Source organism: Scandinavium lactucae (assembly GCF_033843265.1).
Lineage (GTDB): Bacteria > Pseudomonadota > Gammaproteobacteria > Enterobacterales > Enterobacteriaceae > Scandinavium > Scandinavium lactucae.
In genome coordinates this window covers 36931-52608 of sequence record NZ_JAWXRD010000029.1, presented here as the reverse complement: position 1 = coordinate 52608, position 15678 = coordinate 36931, and the positions used below count along the sequence as shown (strand labels likewise).

The following is a 15678-nucleotide window of genomic DNA, read 5'->3' as shown; positions in this document are numbered from 1 at the left end:
ACCACCCTTGTTTTTTAGCGTCCTGACCGAGTGTAGCAGGTGATAAAGACGAGCTTTAACAATCAGAGCGTGATGAGCCCAGCAGCTTATTTTAAAAACATCTTATATAGATCAGAACGGATATAAGCTTAAGCGAAAATCGCATTTCAAATCGTGTGGGAAAGGCTCCAATATGCGCGCTGAACTGCGCTCGTTGGCAGACAATAATAATGATGATGGGAAGGGGTTAAATAAGCATGCGCAAGTTGGTCTTCTCCGCCGCGATGATTTCGCTGGCCTTAAGTCTCGCAGGATGCGACGACGGCAAGAAAAATGACACCGTAAACGCCCCCGCCGCTGACCAGAATGCCGCCCCCAAAGAGGGTGGCTCGCTGATCGTCGGTATTACCTCCGGCGACCCGTTGGCGGTAAACCCCATTTACGCCAGCGACCGCACCACGCTGACGCTGATGCAGGCGTTGTACGCGCCGCTCTACAGCTACAACGACGGCAAAATTGAGTGGGGTCTGGCTGAAAGCCTGACCCCATCCGCCGATAATCTGAGCTATATCCTGAAGCTGAAACCGAATCTGAAATGGCAGGACGGCCAGCCGCTGACCGCTGACGATGTGGTATTCACCTTTACGAAACTGCTCGATGAAAAGCAGCACAGTTTTTTCCGCAGCATGTTCATGTTTGGCGGCAAGCCGGTGCAGGTCAGCAAGGTGGATGACCTGACGGTAAAATTTACCCTGCCGCAGGTCAGCGCCGCGTTTGTCGGCACCCTGGTGCAGATTTACCCGATCCCGCAGCATGTGTTTGCTAACGAAAGCGATCTGGAAAAGAGCAGCAAAAACGACGCGCCGGTGGGTTCTGGTCCGTTCAAATTTAAAGAGTATCGCGCGGGCCAGTATTACGCCCTGACGCGTTTCGATGATTACTGGAACGGTAAGCCAAAGCTCGATTCCGTGACCTACCGTTTCGCCAAAGACAGTAACTCCGCCAACCTTGCGCTGCAAAACGGTGAAATCAATCTGAAGATGGTCGATCCGCAGGACGTATCCCGCCTGAAAGGCACCGGGAAATTCGATTTTGTGGTCTACCCGGAAGGGCGTCTGGCGTACATGACCTTCAACCAGAACGTGCCGGTGATGAAGAGCAAGGCACTGCGTCAGGCGATTGCTTACGCCATCAACAAAGACGATCTGGTGACCACTGCCTTTACCTCGCTTGATTACGCCAAACCGGCCACCTCGTTCCTGACGCCGGATACGCTGTACCATTCTGACGATGTGGAGCAGTACAAATTCGATCTGCAAAAAGCTAAAGACCTGCTGAAAGCCTCCGGCGCACCGGCCAATCTGAAGCTGCGTCTGGCGTATGTGAACACTAACAAAACCCAGGAGAGCATGAGCCTGTATATCCAGCAGCAGCTGAAGGCGCTGGGGATTAACGTTGAGCTGATGCCGCTGGATGCCAACGCCATGTCGCAGCGCAGCCTCGACATGAACAACACCGCCTGGGAGCTAAACCTCGGCGGTTACATCATGGGGGCGGAGCCGGATGGCTACAAGTCGCTGTTCATGAGCAACGAAGCCTATAACTACGCGCATTATAAAGACGCGCAGTTCGATGCGCTGTGGGATAAAGGTGCGGTGGAAGCCGATGCGGGCAAACGCGGCGATATCTATAAACAGATTCAGCAGACCGTCGCCACGCAAATGACCTGGTATCCGATTGCATATACCAACGCCATCGTGGCCGTCGACAAGCGTTTTGCTGGCACCAAAGAGGCTGAACCGAAGCCAGTGTATATGTTCCAGGATCTGTCGAAAATCTACCAAAAATAATCTGTTAGCCCCCGCAAGGGTGACACCGTTTATCTCAGGCAATGCATACGGGGAAACGCCGGGATCTGGTTCCCGGAGGGAGGCCAGACCCGGCGGTCGCCCCGAATATCACAACCTTAAAATAACGGTGTCACCCAAGCTGGGGGCTTTTTTGTGAAGGGAATGTCGTGAACGCAATGCTAACGCGTCGGCTGCTGCAACTGCTGCCGATGCTTTTCTTTATTTCGCTGGTGGCATTTTTACTGGTGAAACTCGCGCCGGGGGATCCGGTTCAGGCGTACATCACGCCCCGCATGGCACCGGAAGATATCGAGCGTATTCGCCATAGCCTGGGGCTGGATAAGCCGCTGGTGACGCAGTATTTCCTGTGGCTGAAAAACGTCTTTCAGGGCGATTTGGGCTACTCGCTGATTTATCACCGTCCGGTGCTGGAGATGATCGTCGAGCGCATTCCGGCCACCCTCGGATTGATGAGTGCGTCGTTGCTGCTGGCGATTGTACTGGCGGTGCCGCTCGGCCTGTTGGCGGGGGCGTTTAAGCATCGCTGGCTGGATCACTTCCTCAATCTGTTTGCCTATATCGGTATTTCAGTGCCGATTTTCTGGTTCGGCATTCTGCTCATCACCGTGTTCGCGGTGCAGCTCAACTGGCTGCCGAGCATGGGTATGCGCACCATTGGCGTGGAAGATAACTGGCTCGACGTGGTGCGTCACGGCGTGCTGCCGTGCATCGCGCTGACCTTTTACAACCTGTCGAACTACGTACGCTATGTGCGTTCCAACACCATCAGCCAGCTATCGGCAGATTACGTGCAGACCCAGCTGGCGTATGGCGCGACGTATCGCACCATTCTGTTCCGTCACGTGATGAAAAACGTGCTGCTGCCGGTGATCACTCTGTTTGGTCTGTCGTTCGGGGAACTGATCGTCGGCGCGTATGTCACCGAAAGCGTGTTCTCCTGGCCGGGCATGGGGCTGCTGGGGATCCAGGCCATTTCGTCACTTGATTACCCCCTGATCATGGCGATCATCCTGCTGTCTTCGCTGATGCTGGTCGTCGGCAACCTGCTGGCGGATCTGCTGTATCGCTTCGCCGATCCCCGCATTCGTACCCTGAGGTAGCCGCCGATGAGTAGACGCTGGCAAAACGTACGTCACCAGCTGCGCCGCAATCGTCCGGCGCAGTTCTCCCTTCTGGTGCTGTTTATTTTTATTCTCGCGGCGCTGGCTGCGGGGTTCAGTCCTTACGATCCGGACCAGATGTCACTCGGCGCACGGATGTTATCCCCCGATGCCGCACACTGGTTTGGCACCGATGAATATGGCCGGGATTACTTTACCCGTGCGCTGTACGGCGGCCAGATTTCATTGATGGTCGGCTTTATGGTGATGCTGTTTTCCACCCTGATTGGCACCGCGGTTGGCACGATCAGCGGCTATTTCGGCGGCTGGCTCGACAACCTGATGATGCGCGCCGTCGATATCCTGCTGGCGATCCCGGCGTTCTTCCTGCTATTGGTGCTGAACGCCTACCTCAAGCCGGGCGTGGATAACATCATCATGATTATCAGCCTGTTGACGTGGATGAACATGTCGCGGCTGATCCGTGCCGAAACCCTGTCGGTCAAAGAGCGCGAATACGTGCTGTACGCACGCGCCGCCGGGGAACATCCGTTGCGCATTATCGTGCGCCACATTATTCCCGGCGTGCTGCCGACCATTATCGTCGCCGCGACCCTGAACATCGCCTCGGCGATTTTGATGGAGTCCACGCTGAGCTTTCTGGGGCTCGGCGTGCAGCAGCCTGCGGCGTCGTGGGGCAGTATGCTCAACAATGCGCAGTCGTATATCGGCGAGGCCTCATGGCTGGCGATGTTCCCGGGGATTCTTATTCTGCTGACGGTGTTCAGTTTTAACGTGCTGGGCGACGTGTTCCGTACCGCCTTCGAACCGGGAGCCAATCGCGATGCATAACTTACTGGAACTCGACAACCTGCAAACCGCGTTCTTCACTCGCGACGGGGAAGTACATGCGGTGCGCGGGGTGAGCTTTGCGCTTCAGCCCGGCGAAGTGGTCGGCATCGTCGGTGAATCCGGCTGTGGCAAAAGCGTCACCTGTAAATCGGTGATTCAGTTGCTGGGTAAAAACGGCAAGATCACCGGCGGCAGCGTGCGTTTTCGCGGCGAAGATCTGGCGCGGAAAACGCCGGAGCAGATGCGACGGATCCGTGGGAACGATATCGCCATGATTTTCCAGGATCCGATGACTGCCCTGAATCCGGTGGTCACTATTGGCCGTCAGATGACCGAGATCCTGATGCGCAATCAAGGCTTATCGAAACGCGAGGCGAAAGCCAAAGCCGTCGACATGCTGGGCCGGGTGGGGATCGCCGAGGCCGGGAGTCGCTTTGACCAGTATCCGCACGAATTCAGCGGCGGGATGCGCCAGCGGGTGATGATCGCCATCGCCCTGTCGTGCAATCCGGATCTGTTGATCGCCGATGAACCGACCACCGCCCTGGATGTGACCATCCAGGCGCAGATCCTGCGTTTGCTGAAATCACTCCAGCAGGAAACCGGCACCGCCATTTTGCTGATTACACACGATCTTGGGGTGGTGGCGCAGGTGTGCAGCCGGGTGGTGGTGATGTACGGCGGCCAGGTCATGGAGGAGGGCAGTGTGGAGGATATTTTCTGGCAACCCCTGCATCCTTATACCCGTGGCCTGCTGGCCTCGCTACCGCGTGCCGACCAACCGGAGCATCGTCTGTCGCCGATTGAAGGCTCGCCGCCGGGGTTACTCAACCCGCCGCCGGGCTGTCCGTTTGCCGATCGCTGCCCGCAGCGGATGGCGCAATGCGACCACCAGCCGCCGTTTTATTCCAACGCCAATGGTCATCGCACCGCCTGCTGGCTGTGGCAGGACAAGGAGATTCAGGCATGAGTCAGCAACCGTTAGTTCGCGTGCGCGACCTGCATAAACACTATGCCCTGAACGGCGGCTGGCTGCGCCAAAGCCGCCAGGTAAAAGCCGTCGATGGGGTCAGTTTCGATATCCTGCCCGGTGAAACCTTCGGCCTGGTGGGAGAGTCCGGCTGTGGGAAATCGACCCTCGGGCGCGCCGTGCTGCGCCTGTTCGATATCACTTCTGGCGAGATTTCCTTTGCCGGGCAGGAGATAGCCCACGCGTCAGAGAAAACGCTCAAGCCCCTGCGCCGCCGGATGCAGGCCATTTTTCAGGATCCTTATTCGTCGCTTAATCCGGGCATGACGGTGCAGCAGCTGGTGTCTGAGCCGATGCAAATTCACGGCTACGATAAGCAGGCGCAGCGCGAGCGTGCCGAAGAGCTGTTGTACAAAGTGGGCCTCAAGCAGGAGCATTTGCAGCGTTTCCCGCATGAGTTCAGCGGCGGCCAGCGCCAGCGGATAAGCATTGCCCGCGCGCTGTCGGTGCGCCCGGAGTTTGTGCTGTGCGATGAACCGCTCTCGGCGCTGGACGTGTCGGTACAGGCGCAGGTGGTGAATATCCTGCAAGATTTGCAGCAGGAGCTGGGCCTGACCTATCTATTTATCGCCCATGATTTGTCGATGGTGCGTCACATTTCCAGCCGGATTGGGGTGATGTATCTCGGCAAGCTGGTGGAAGTGGCCCCGGCGGGTGAGCTGTATCAGCACCCGGCGCACCCGTATACCCGGGCGCTGCTGGCCTCGGTTCCGCAGCCGGATCCGCGCGTACGTCACCTGGAACACGGCGGTCTGAAGGGCGAAATCCCGAGCCCAACGGCGGAGATCGCTGGCTGTCGTTTTTGCAGCCGCTGCCCGCAGGCGATGCCGGTGTGCCAGCAGCAGGAGCCGCCGATGCAGGAGATTGCCCCGCGCCATTTCACCGCCTGCTGGCTGTTTAAGGTGTAATTCCGCGGTCGCGGATTTCATGCACCAAATCGATAAACGCCTTAAGCCCCGGCGGAACGTGACGCCTGCCGGGGTAATAAAGGCGCAGTCCGCCAAACGGCTGACACCATTCGGGCATCATGCTCACCAGCCGCCCGGCAGCGATATCCTCCTGCACAAACCAGTCCGAAATAAACGCCAGGCCGATGCCGCTCAGTGCGGCCCGGCGTATGGCCCGCATTTCGTTGAGCACGATGCGCGTCGGCACGCTGACCGCGAATTTCTGCTGATGGCGTTCCAGTTCCCACTGATAAATTCCGCCGTGCGAAAAACGCATCCCGACGCTCTGATGCTGGCGTAAATCATCCGGTGCCTGTGGGGTGCCGTGCTTTGCCAGATAGTCGGGCGTGGCAACCACCAGCATACGGATGTCGGGCGTGAGCGGTACCGCAATCATGTCCTGCGGCACGGATTCAGCCAGACGAATGCCCGCGTCATAGCCTTCGGCCACGATATCCACCATCCGCGACTCGCTGGTGACCTCCAGCCGCATCTGCGGATACCGTTGCAAATATTCCTCGATTAACGGTTCGTACAGCATCGACACGCTCTCCTGCGGGGCGTTGATACGCAGCGTTCCGGTCGGCATGTCCGGAACGTCGGTTATCTCCTCCGAGGCGCGCTGAATTTCCGCCAGCGCAGGGGCAATGCGTTCGACGTAACGTTCCCCGGCAGGGGTCAGCGCCACGCTGCGGGTCGAGCGGTTAAACAGCCGCACCTTGAGACGGCTTTCCAGCCCGGCGACGGCATTACTGACGGCGGTGGCCGACATGCCCAACTCCCGGGCGGCGGCGCGAAAGCTCTGGCGATGGGCAACGGCGAGCACCACTTCCAGCTCAGTGAATCCAGTGCGATGCATAGATTATCCCGATTTTCGGTACAGTCCGTACAGAATAGACCCTCTTATCGTAACGGTCATCCGTTTCTATACTCGCTGCACTGACCTGAATTCTGGAGAACATCATGCAGCAGATTGACAAGATTTATATCAACGGTGAATTTGTGACCCCGCACGGCGAAGAGCGTTTTGAGCTGTTTAACCCGGCGACGGAGGAGGTGATTGGCACCGTGCGGCTGGCCGATGAAGTCGATGCGGAACGCGCGATAGCTGCGGCAAAAGCGGCGTTTATGGGCTGGTCACGGACCCGTAAAGCCGAGCGCATCGCGGTGCTTAAGCGGATGCATCAGGCGGTAGCGGCGCGTGAAAACGACCTGCTGGAGGCCATCGTCACCGAATACGGTGCGCCGCAGTCGCGAAGCCGCTGGATGGCGCAATATCCGGCGGAGGTTATCGCCCAGGCGATTGAAACTCTGGAAGCGTTCGAGTTTGTAGAGCAGGCGGGGAGCGCCCAGGTGATGATGACCCCGGTTGGCGTAGCAGGCCTGATTACCCCGTGGAACAGCGACGCCGGGTTTATTTGCAACAAGCTGGCGACGGCGATGGCGGCGGGCTGCACGGCGGTGATCAAACCGAGTGAAATGAGCGCCATCCAGACCCAAATTGTGACCGAGGCGCTGCATGAGGCCAACATTCCGGCGGGGGTGTTTAACATGATTACCGGGCGTGGCGAGGTGGTCGGGGAGGTGATTAACCGTCACCCGGATATCGCCAAAATCTCCTTCACCGGCTCCACGGCGGTAGGAAAACATATCGTCGAAAGCGGGGCGCAATCGCTCAAGCGTGTCACGCTCGAACTGGGCGGTAAATCTCCGACCATTATTCTGGACGACGCCGATGTGGCGCAGGCCGTGCCTCTGGCGCTGGCAGCCGGCTTTATGAACAGCGGGCAGGCGTGCATTGCCGGAACGCGTATTCTGGTCCCGTGCAGCCGTCAGGCTGAATTCGAACAGGCGATTGCCGGGGCGGTCAGCCAGGTGCAGTCCGGCGACCCGCGCGATGAGAAAACTGAAATCGGCCCGATGGTCAGCCGCAAACAGTGGCAGCGCGTGCAGGACTATATTCGTCTGGGCATGGAAGAGGGCGCGAAGCTGCTGGTGGGCGGAGAAGGGCGACCGGCAGGCATGGTGAAAGGTTGGGGCGTGAAGCCTACGGTATTTGTCGGCCATAACCAAATGCGCATTGCCCGGGAAGAGATCTTTGGCCCGGTGCTGGTGATCATCCCGTATGACGACGACACCGACGCGCTGGCGATTGCCAACGACACCGCTTACGGACTCAACGCGATGGTGCTGGGCGGCGATACCGAACGCGCAGTACGTGTGGCTCAGCAGATTGAGTCTGGCCGGGTGATGGTCAACACCCTGGCGCACGAACCGAAAGCGCCGTTCGGCGGGGTGAAGCAGTCTGGCCTCGGTCGGGAAATGGGGAAATGGGGAATGCAGGCGTACCTGGAAGCGAAAACGGTGGTCGTCGGTTAAGCGGCCATTTGTTCGGCGGCGCTGCGCGGGCCTACGCAATGTAGGCTCGGTAAGCGCGAGCGCCCTCCGGGCGAGGTTATGTTGCCGTTTCGATTATCTCATCGGTGAGGTGTATGATTAAGTCACTTCTGCCAGACAAATGGCAATGCGCAGACGACAACAACTGGAATTTGCTCGCCGCCTGCTTCCCCGCAATGGAAAAAATAGGTTGGAACAATGAGTACAGGACTGTCCCGCAGTGATGCTCCCTTTGGTACGTTGTTAGGTTATGCGCCGGGAGGCGTGGCGATTTACTCCTCCAATTACGGCAGCCTCGATCCCCACAATCCCCCCGATGACGTCTCTTTCCGCAGTTATATCGACAACGAATACATGGGCCATAAATGGCAGTGCGTGGAATTTGCCCGCCGTTTCCTGTTCCTGACCTATGGCTTTGTGTTTACCGATGTCGGCATGGCGTATGAGATTTTCTCGCTGCGTTTTCTGCGCCAGGTGGTGAATGATAATTTGCTGCCGTTGCAGGCGTTTGCCAACGGGGCAAAACGCCCGCCGGTTGCCGGTTCGCTATTGATTTGGCAGAAGGGCGGTGAGTTCAATGAGACCGGGCACGTGGCGGTGATCACCCAGCTGATTGGCAATAAGGTGCGCATCGCCGAGCAGAATGTGATTCACCATCCGCTACCGCAGGGCCAGCAGTGGACCCGCGAGCTGACGCTGGGGGTGAAAGACGGGTGCTACACGATTGAAGATACCTTCGATGACACCACCATTCTCGGCTGGATGACTCAGACCGATAACAGCGAGCACAGCCTGCCGCAGCCCGCGCTGCCGGGCAAAGCGCTGAACATTCAGGGCGCACGTCTGGACGATAACGGCCAGTTCAACGGTGCCTGGCTTAACGAGCAGGAACCGTTGCAGGCGGCATACGTTCGCGCCAATGGGCATTTCATCAACAAAGATCCCTGCCAGTATTTCACCATCAGCGAGTGCGCCGAACAGGAGCTGATCAAAGCCACCAACGAGTTGCACCTGATGTATCTCCATGCCACCGACAAGGTGATGAAGGACGACAACCTGCTGGCGCTGTTTGATATCCCGAAAATCCTCTGGCCGCGTCTGCGTCTGTCGTGGCAGCGCCGTCGACACGACATGATTACCGGGCGCATGGATTTCTGCATGGATGAGCGCGGGCTGAAGGTGTACGAGTACAACGCCGATTCGGCGTCGTGCCATACCGAAGGCGGGCTGATCCTCGAACAATGGGCGAAAACCGGCTATCGCGGTAAAGGACATAATCCGTCAGAAGAGTTGCTCAGCGAGCTGATTGGTGCCTGGAAACACAGCGCCGCGCGGCCGTTTGTGCATATCATGCAGGACAAGGATCTGGAGGAGAACTATCACGCCCGCTTTATGCAAAAGGCGCTAACCGACGCCGGATTTGAAAGCAAAATTCTGTACGGTCTGGACGAATTACACTGGGATGCGGCGGGTCAGTTAATCGATGGCGACCAGCGGCCAGTGAACTGCGTGTGGAAAACCTGGGCGTGGGAAACCGCCATCGAACAGGTGCGGGAAGTGAGTGAAACCGAATTCGCGGCAGTGCCGATCCGCACCGGACACCCCAATAACGAAGTGCGCCTGATCGACGTGCTGCTGCGTCCGGAAGTGATGGTCTTTGAGCCGCTGTGGACGGTGGTGCCGGGCAACAAAGCGATACTGCCGGTGCTGTGGCAGCTGTTCCCGCATCATCGTTATCTGCTGGATACCGATTTTGTGGTCAATGAGGAACTGGCGAAAACCGGTTATGCGGTGAAGCCGATCTCCGGGCGCTGCGGCAGCAACATCGACCTGGTCAGCCACGACGACGAACTGCTCGACCAAAGCTCTGGCAAGTTTGTCGACCGCAAGAACATCTACCAGCAGCTGTGGTGTCTGCCGAAGGTTGATGGCAAATACATTCAGGTCTGCACCTTTACCGTCGGCGGTAACTACGGCGGCACCTGCCTGCGCGGCGATGATTCTCTGGTTATCAAGAAAGAGAGTGATATCGAGCCGTTAATGGTGGAGAAAAGGCAGTCTTAAGCATTGATGATTCGGGGGCATAAGACCCCCGAATCACTGGCTTACAGCGCCTCATTAAACTGCAACAAACGACCGTCGCCGGGACGTAAAATAATTGCACTATAAAGCGTAATTAAACCAGCAATAATAAGGCTTCAGGAATTAACGACCCCGATTTCAAATAAGAGGAAGCAGAACGTCCAGATGGAGGAAGTTCCGTTTCCTCTGCGGCGTGAAGATTAATTATTCATGTCTCAGAACGTACTCACCAAGCGTCCGGATTTAAAAAAATGACTCCAAAATTCGACAAAAACGATACACAACTTAACAGTTTATTTGCATGACTGTTTCATATAGTTTTGGTGAATGGTTTATATTGCAATGAAAGTTTGCATTGGCCACAATAAACGCCCTTTGGGATCAAAGATGAAAAAAATGAGCCGTCGCTTCTTCAATATCCTGCTTTTTCTCACATTATTATTTAGCAGCAGCGCTATGGCGGTGAATTGCCAACGGGCTGTTACCCCTCTGGAAAATACCATCTGCAATAATGACAATTTGCACTGGCTGGATGGCACCCTTTCGGTGGTATACAACCAAGCTATTTTGAAGGAAGGTATTGAGGACATTAATAAAAAATATTACGAATGGGAAAAACTGCTGGAGAAATGCACCTCTGACACCTGCATTGAGCGCGCCTACTACGCTGGCATCAGTTCGCTATCCGATACCAACCGCGATTTTAAATGGGAAGGAAAGTGGTGGAACATGCGGGCACCTAACATGAGCGGGGGGGTTATCCAGTTTAGCCGTAATGCACAGTGGAGTGTCACTCTGGATATTCGGGCCTGGGCAGGGCTGAACAAAGATGAATTTACCGCAGAGGCGCGCCGGATGTACGGCATGCTCGTCGTGGAAAAGGTGGTCGATACCAGCAACTGCAAGCTGATGCTGATCCCGAAACATGACGGTTCCCTACAGGTTTACAGTAACGCTGACTGGGGATGTCGGTTATCCATGCCGACAGGGGTATTCCTGGATGGCGCGTATAAACTTTCCGAGACCGACCCTCGACCAAAGGCCACGCTGCTTTCGCTGGGGATCTTCCCGGACAGCGTGATGGATGACAAATTCCGCAGCCTGGTGGGTGAGGATTACCAAAACTTCGTCAACAGCGCGAACGTCTACATCTACCAGAATGATATTGATAATATCGGTGCCCGCGTACTTTCGATGTGGGTGCTGGGTGCCGCGAACAGCCGAACGGCTATCATTATGTATACGCCAAAAGGTGAAATCTGGGCGGGGCGGATCTCACCGATGAAAGGTGGGGGGCTGGAGTTACATTATTTCAGTACTGACGGCAGCGACCCGCGGAAGATGCCGCGAACGCTTGTTGCCTGGAAACTCCGTTTTCTGGATAAATAACAGCAGTAGCCTGTTTGCAGGCTACTGCGTTGTTCTGCACTCAGGCGAGGGTTCCCACGATGGTTAAATCACAGTCATCCGGCACTTCGTTATAAGAAAGCACATGCAGGTTGCTGGCAAACAGGCGACCATAGCGTGAAATCAATGGCCGTAGCTGGGGCGTGACCAGCAGCAACGGCGGCATCCCTTTCGCTTTCATCTGCTCCTGAATAACCGGCATGGTGTTTTGCAACTGCGTCAGAATGTTCGGATCAACAGCAAAACTGTCCAGCGCCACCTTGCCCGCCTGCTGTGACTGATTGAGCGCACCCAACAGAATATTCTCCAGCGCATTATCGATGGTATACGCCGCCAGTTTCTGGCGATCCCCGTTAATAGAATGAATAATCGCCCGCCGCAGCGCGTATCGCACATCGGCTGTCAGCAGAATCGGATCTTTGGTGACCGCAGAACTCTCCAGCAGGGTTGAGGCGATGGTGACAATATCTTTGAGCGACACCTGCTCGAGCAGCAGTTGACGATAAATGCGTAACAACAGACTGAAATTGAGCGCGTTGGTCAGATCTTCCGCCAGCTTCGGTGCCTGGAGCGCCAGCCGCGCGTGCAGATGGGTAATATCGTCGTAATTAAACAGTTCCGGCAGGTGTTCGCGGGCAGTCTTGTTCACATGTGTGGCGACAACGCTGGCGCAATCCACCACCTGATAGCCCAGATTCAGCGCTTTGGCTTTCTGTTCAGGATCGATCCAGACGATAGCCATGCCGTAAGCGGGATCGGTGTCCAGCACGCCATCGATTTCACCGTAAAGCTCAGCCCCCGGAATCGCCATCAGCTTCTCGGCATAGACCTCGCCAAGCGCCGTTCGGATGCCGTTGATGTAGATCGCATACTGGGCGGGCTTGAGGCGGAAATTTTCGCGAACGCGGATTTCGGGCAGCAGCACGCCGCATTGTTCGGAAACCACCTGACGAACACCGCGGATACGCTGCGAGAGCGGGCTGCCTTTTGCCGTATCGATAAGCGTCACCAGTTTGTACCCCAGATTCAGCCCAATGGGTTCGACCAGCGGGATGTTTTCCCAGTTGATGGACGGAGCGGCATCCGTCGTCAGCGCATCGTTAATCGCGTCGTAATCCGACTCTTCCTCAGCGGGTTTCACCACCTTGCTTTGCCGCCAGGCGGCAAACAGCAGCAGGGCGCTAAAGCAGAGGAAAGCGATATGCGGCATACCGGGCACAATCGCCAGGATAAACATCACGAAGGCGGCGGTATACAGCACCTGCGGTTTGGCCAGGAGCTGCGTTTTAATCTCATCGCTTACATCATCGCCATCGCTGACGCGGGTCACGATAATCGCCGCCGCGGTCGCCAGCAGCAGGGAAGGGATTTGCGCGGCCAGACCATCACCGATAGTCAGCAGGACGTACTGCTGGAACGCATGGCCGGCATCGAGATTGTATTTAAAGATACCAATACAGATCCCGCCAATAACGTTGATGATCAGCACCATTATGCCCGCGATAGCATCACCACGGACAAACTTCGAGGCACCGTCCATCGCCCCGTAGAAATCGGCCTCTTTGGCGACCTCTTTACGCCGATCTCTGGCCTGATTCTGGTTAATCAGCCCAGCGTTAAGATCCGCATCGATCGCCATTTGCTTACCCGGCAGGGCATCCAGCGTAAAACGGGCGGAGACTTCGGAAATACGTTCGGCCCCTTTGGTGACCACCACAAAGTTGATGATCATCAGGATGATAAAGACCACGAAGCCGACGACAAAGTCGCCGCCAATCACGACCTGACCAAATGCCTCAATAACCTTACCGGCCGCGCCTTCTCCCTCATGGCCGTGGAGCAGCACCACGCGGGTGGAGGCCACGTTCAGGGTGAGACGCATCAGCGTGGTTATCAGCAGCAGCGTCGGGAAGACGGCAAACTCCAGCGGACGCTGCATATTGACCGCAACCAGCAGGACCACCACCGCCAGCACGATATTGAAGGTAAACAAAATATCCAGCATCAGCGGAGACAACGGCAGCATCACCATTGCCAGTACGCTGAGAAGCAGTATCGGAACGCCTGGATGCGCTTTACTGATTATGGCAAGCGTCTGCTGTAACTTACTGTTCGCCATCGGCTTTTAAGACCTCTTTTGGAATGTTTATCTGCCTGTTCAGGCTGGGTTTTTGTAAGCGCTGGCCGGTCCGCCAGGATTTAAGCTGCATGACATACGTCAACACATGCGCAATAGCGCGGAAAAGCTGCGCGGGGATCTGCTGATTCACGCGCGTGGTGTGGTAGACCGCACGCGCGAGGGGCGGAAACTCAACAATTTCAATCTGATGGTGACGGGCCACGTCACGGATATGCAGGGCAATGTCGTCCATGCCCTTCGCCACGATATAGGGGGCTTCCGCTTTATTGGGATCGTATTTCAGCGCCACCGCATAGTGAGTCGGGTTGGTGATGATCACGTCGGCGTCGGGCACGGTACGGCTGATTTGGCCCATCGCCATCTGTCGCTGTAGCTGGCGTATCCGCCCCTTAATCTGTGGGTTACCGTCGTTGTTTTTGTACTCCTCCTTCACCTCTTGTTTCGTCATGCGCATCTTTTTGGTGAACATGAATTTGGTGAGCGGAACATCCAGCAGGGCGAAGATAACAATCACGGTAATAAAGTAGACCAGCACATGGTGCAGGATGCCGAACCCCTGATGGATCGCCTGATTCAGGTTCAGACGCTGCAAATGGAGCAGAGGATTCAATGAGCTATGCACCATGTTGTATAACACGGCGAGAATAATGCCGCATTTGAGCATCATCTTGCCGACTTCGACATAATGGCTACTGGAAACCAGACGTTTGACACCGCTAATCGGGCTGAGCTTTTTAAAGTCGGGTTTGAGCTTAGAAACGGTAAAAATCCAGCCGCCGGGCACCAGGCTTGCCACGAAGCAGGCCACCGGAATCGGCACCAGGGTGGCGATAAAACGTAAAAGCACCCACACGTTAAGCATTAAAAACTGGCTCAGTGCCGTGTCGTCGTCGAGTCGCCCGGCCATCATCCCGACCGAGGTAAATGATTCCTCGACCAGCTGTTTGTAATAGGGGAAAAACGTACTCAGCGTCATGAACGAGGCCAGCAGCCCCACGGCCATCGTGAGGTCTTTCGAACGCGGCAGGTCGCCTTTTTCACGCGCTTTGCGTAGCTTTTGTGCGGTGGGTTTTTCGCTTTTATCTCCGCTGCCTGACATCAGTTTGTCCTCACGGCTTCGAGCCTGGCCAGTATTTCATTGGTCAGGTTGAGATAGTGGTCGGGGATATTGGTAATCATCATCGAAATACAGAGCAGGCCGAACAGCATGCTAATGGGGAAGCCCAGTGAGAACAGGTTCAGCGTAGGTGAAACGCGGTTCAGCAGGCCGAAACCGCCCTGTACGATCAGCATCACAAAGGTGGTGGGGAGGGCAATAAGCGTGGCTGACGACATGATCCAGCCCAGACTTTGAACAATAAGCAGCAGGGTGGGGTTGTTGACAGCCTGTCCGATAGGCCACCAGACAAAGCCTTTGTAGAGAATGGTCACTACCAGCAGATGACCCTCCATAATGAAAAACAGCAGCCCGCAAAAGGTATAGATAATCTGTGAAATGACGGTGGTTGAGCTGCCGTTCACCGGGTCGTTCATCATCGCCATCCCGAGCCCCATATTCATAGACAGAATATGTCCGGCGGTTTGTAGCGCCACGAACACTAACTGCATGGCCATACCAAACAGCATTCCCCACAGCAATTGCTCGCCGATCAGCAGCAGTGTGCGCATCGACATCAGGTCGTTAAGCAGTACCTTTTCCGGCAGCATGGGGGTGATGATGACGGCCAGCGCGAGGGCGAGCACGGTCTTGATCCGTCGACTGAAGGCGCGGTTATCCAGCACCGGACAAAAGTGCAGAAAAGACAGGATGCGAAAAAAGGGAAGGACTAACGCCAGCAAAGGGTTAATCAGCGCATGAATATCAATACCCATT

12 protein-coding genes are annotated in these 15678 nt (G+C 56.2%); 8 read left to right on the top strand and 4 right to left on the bottom strand.

The features are described 5' to 3' along the window. The first annotated feature begins 236 nt into the window (after positions 1 to 236). From SIK69_RS10765 to SIK69_RS10745, 5 genes are all read left to right on the top strand, one after another. A complete protein-coding gene (locus SIK69_RS10765) occupies positions 237 to 1829 on the top strand; it encodes an ABC transporter substrate-binding protein (protein ID WP_319628631.1) in 1593 nt (530 codons plus the stop codon). 176 nt (positions 1830 to 2005) lie between these two features. Beyond that, positions 2006 to 2950 (top strand): ABC transporter permease, encoded by a 945-nt coding sequence (locus SIK69_RS10760; RefSeq protein ID WP_319628767.1) that lies wholly within the window; start codon positions 2006 to 2008, stop codon positions 2948 to 2950. A gap of 6 nt (positions 2951 to 2956) precedes the next feature. Next, complete coding sequence (locus tag SIK69_RS10755; protein ID WP_319628630.1) at positions 2957 to 3802, top strand: ABC transporter permease; 846 nt, start codon at positions 2957 to 2959, stop codon at positions 3800 to 3802. After that, positions 3795 to 4772 (top strand): ABC transporter ATP-binding protein, encoded by a 978-nt coding sequence (locus SIK69_RS10750; protein WP_319786069.1) that lies wholly within the window; start codon positions 3795 to 3797, stop codon positions 4770 to 4772. Before SIK69_RS10755 ends, SIK69_RS10750 begins: the two co-directional genes overlap by 8 nt. Next, positions 4769 to 5740, top strand: a complete 972-nt coding sequence (locus SIK69_RS10745) for an ABC transporter ATP-binding protein (protein WP_319628628.1) — start codon at positions 4769 to 4771, stop codon at positions 5738 to 5740. The genes SIK69_RS10750 and SIK69_RS10745 overlap by 4 nt, the downstream gene beginning before the upstream one ends. On the opposite strand, the gene SIK69_RS10740 is transcribed toward SIK69_RS10745, so the two are convergent. Further along, positions 5730 to 6638 carry a LysR family transcriptional regulator gene (locus SIK69_RS10740; RefSeq protein WP_319786068.1) on the bottom strand — a complete coding sequence of 303 codons (909 nt, stop codon included), beginning with the start codon at positions 6636 to 6638 and terminating at the stop codon, positions 5730 to 5732. The two genes, SIK69_RS10745 and SIK69_RS10740, sit on opposite strands and share 11 nt — an antisense overlap. Positions 6639 to 6742: 104 nt before the next feature. Between SIK69_RS10740 and SIK69_RS10735 the strand changes: the two genes are divergently transcribed. The 3 genes from SIK69_RS10735 to SIK69_RS10725 all read left to right on the top strand — a co-directional run bounded on the left by SIK69_RS10735 (position 6743) and on the right by SIK69_RS10725 (position 11647). Further along, positions 6743 to 8158, top strand: coding sequence for an aldehyde dehydrogenase family protein (locus SIK69_RS10735; protein WP_319786067.1), 1416 nt, complete (start codon positions 6743 to 6745; stop codon positions 8156 to 8158). A 216-nt stretch (positions 8159 to 8374) separates the two neighbouring features. Beyond that, entirely contained in the window at positions 8375 to 10240 is a 1866-nt protein-coding gene (gene gss / locus SIK69_RS10730) for a bifunctional glutathionylspermidine amidase/synthase (RefSeq protein WP_319628625.1), read from the top strand. A 414-nt stretch (positions 10241 to 10654) separates the two neighbouring features. Then, a complete protein-coding gene (locus tag SIK69_RS10725) occupies positions 10655 to 11647 on the top strand; it encodes a lysozyme inhibitor LprI family protein (protein WP_319628766.1) in 993 nt (330 codons plus the stop codon). Positions 11648 to 11687: 40 nt separating this feature from the next. Here the strand turns inward: SIK69_RS10725 and SIK69_RS10720 are convergent, their stop codons facing one another. From SIK69_RS10720 to fliR, 3 genes are read right to left on the bottom strand one after another with little or no spacing between them, the layout of a single operon-like run. Next, complete coding sequence (locus SIK69_RS10720) at positions 11688 to 13784, bottom strand: flagellar biosynthesis protein FlhA (protein ID WP_319628624.1); 2097 nt, start codon at positions 13782 to 13784, stop codon at positions 11688 to 11690. Then, positions 13771 to 14907: a flagellar biosynthesis protein FlhB gene (flhB, locus tag SIK69_RS10715; RefSeq protein WP_319628765.1), complete on the bottom strand. Its 1137-nt coding sequence runs from the start codon at positions 14905 to 14907 to the stop codon at positions 13771 to 13773. Before flhB ends, SIK69_RS10720 begins: the two co-directional genes overlap by 14 nt. After that, on the bottom strand, positions 14904 to 15677 hold the full coding sequence (gene fliR / locus SIK69_RS10710) for a flagellar biosynthetic protein FliR (protein WP_319628623.1): 774 nt from the start codon (positions 15675 to 15677) through the stop codon (positions 14904 to 14906). The genes flhB and fliR overlap by 4 nt, the downstream gene beginning before the upstream one ends. Position 15678 lies beyond the last annotated feature (1 nt).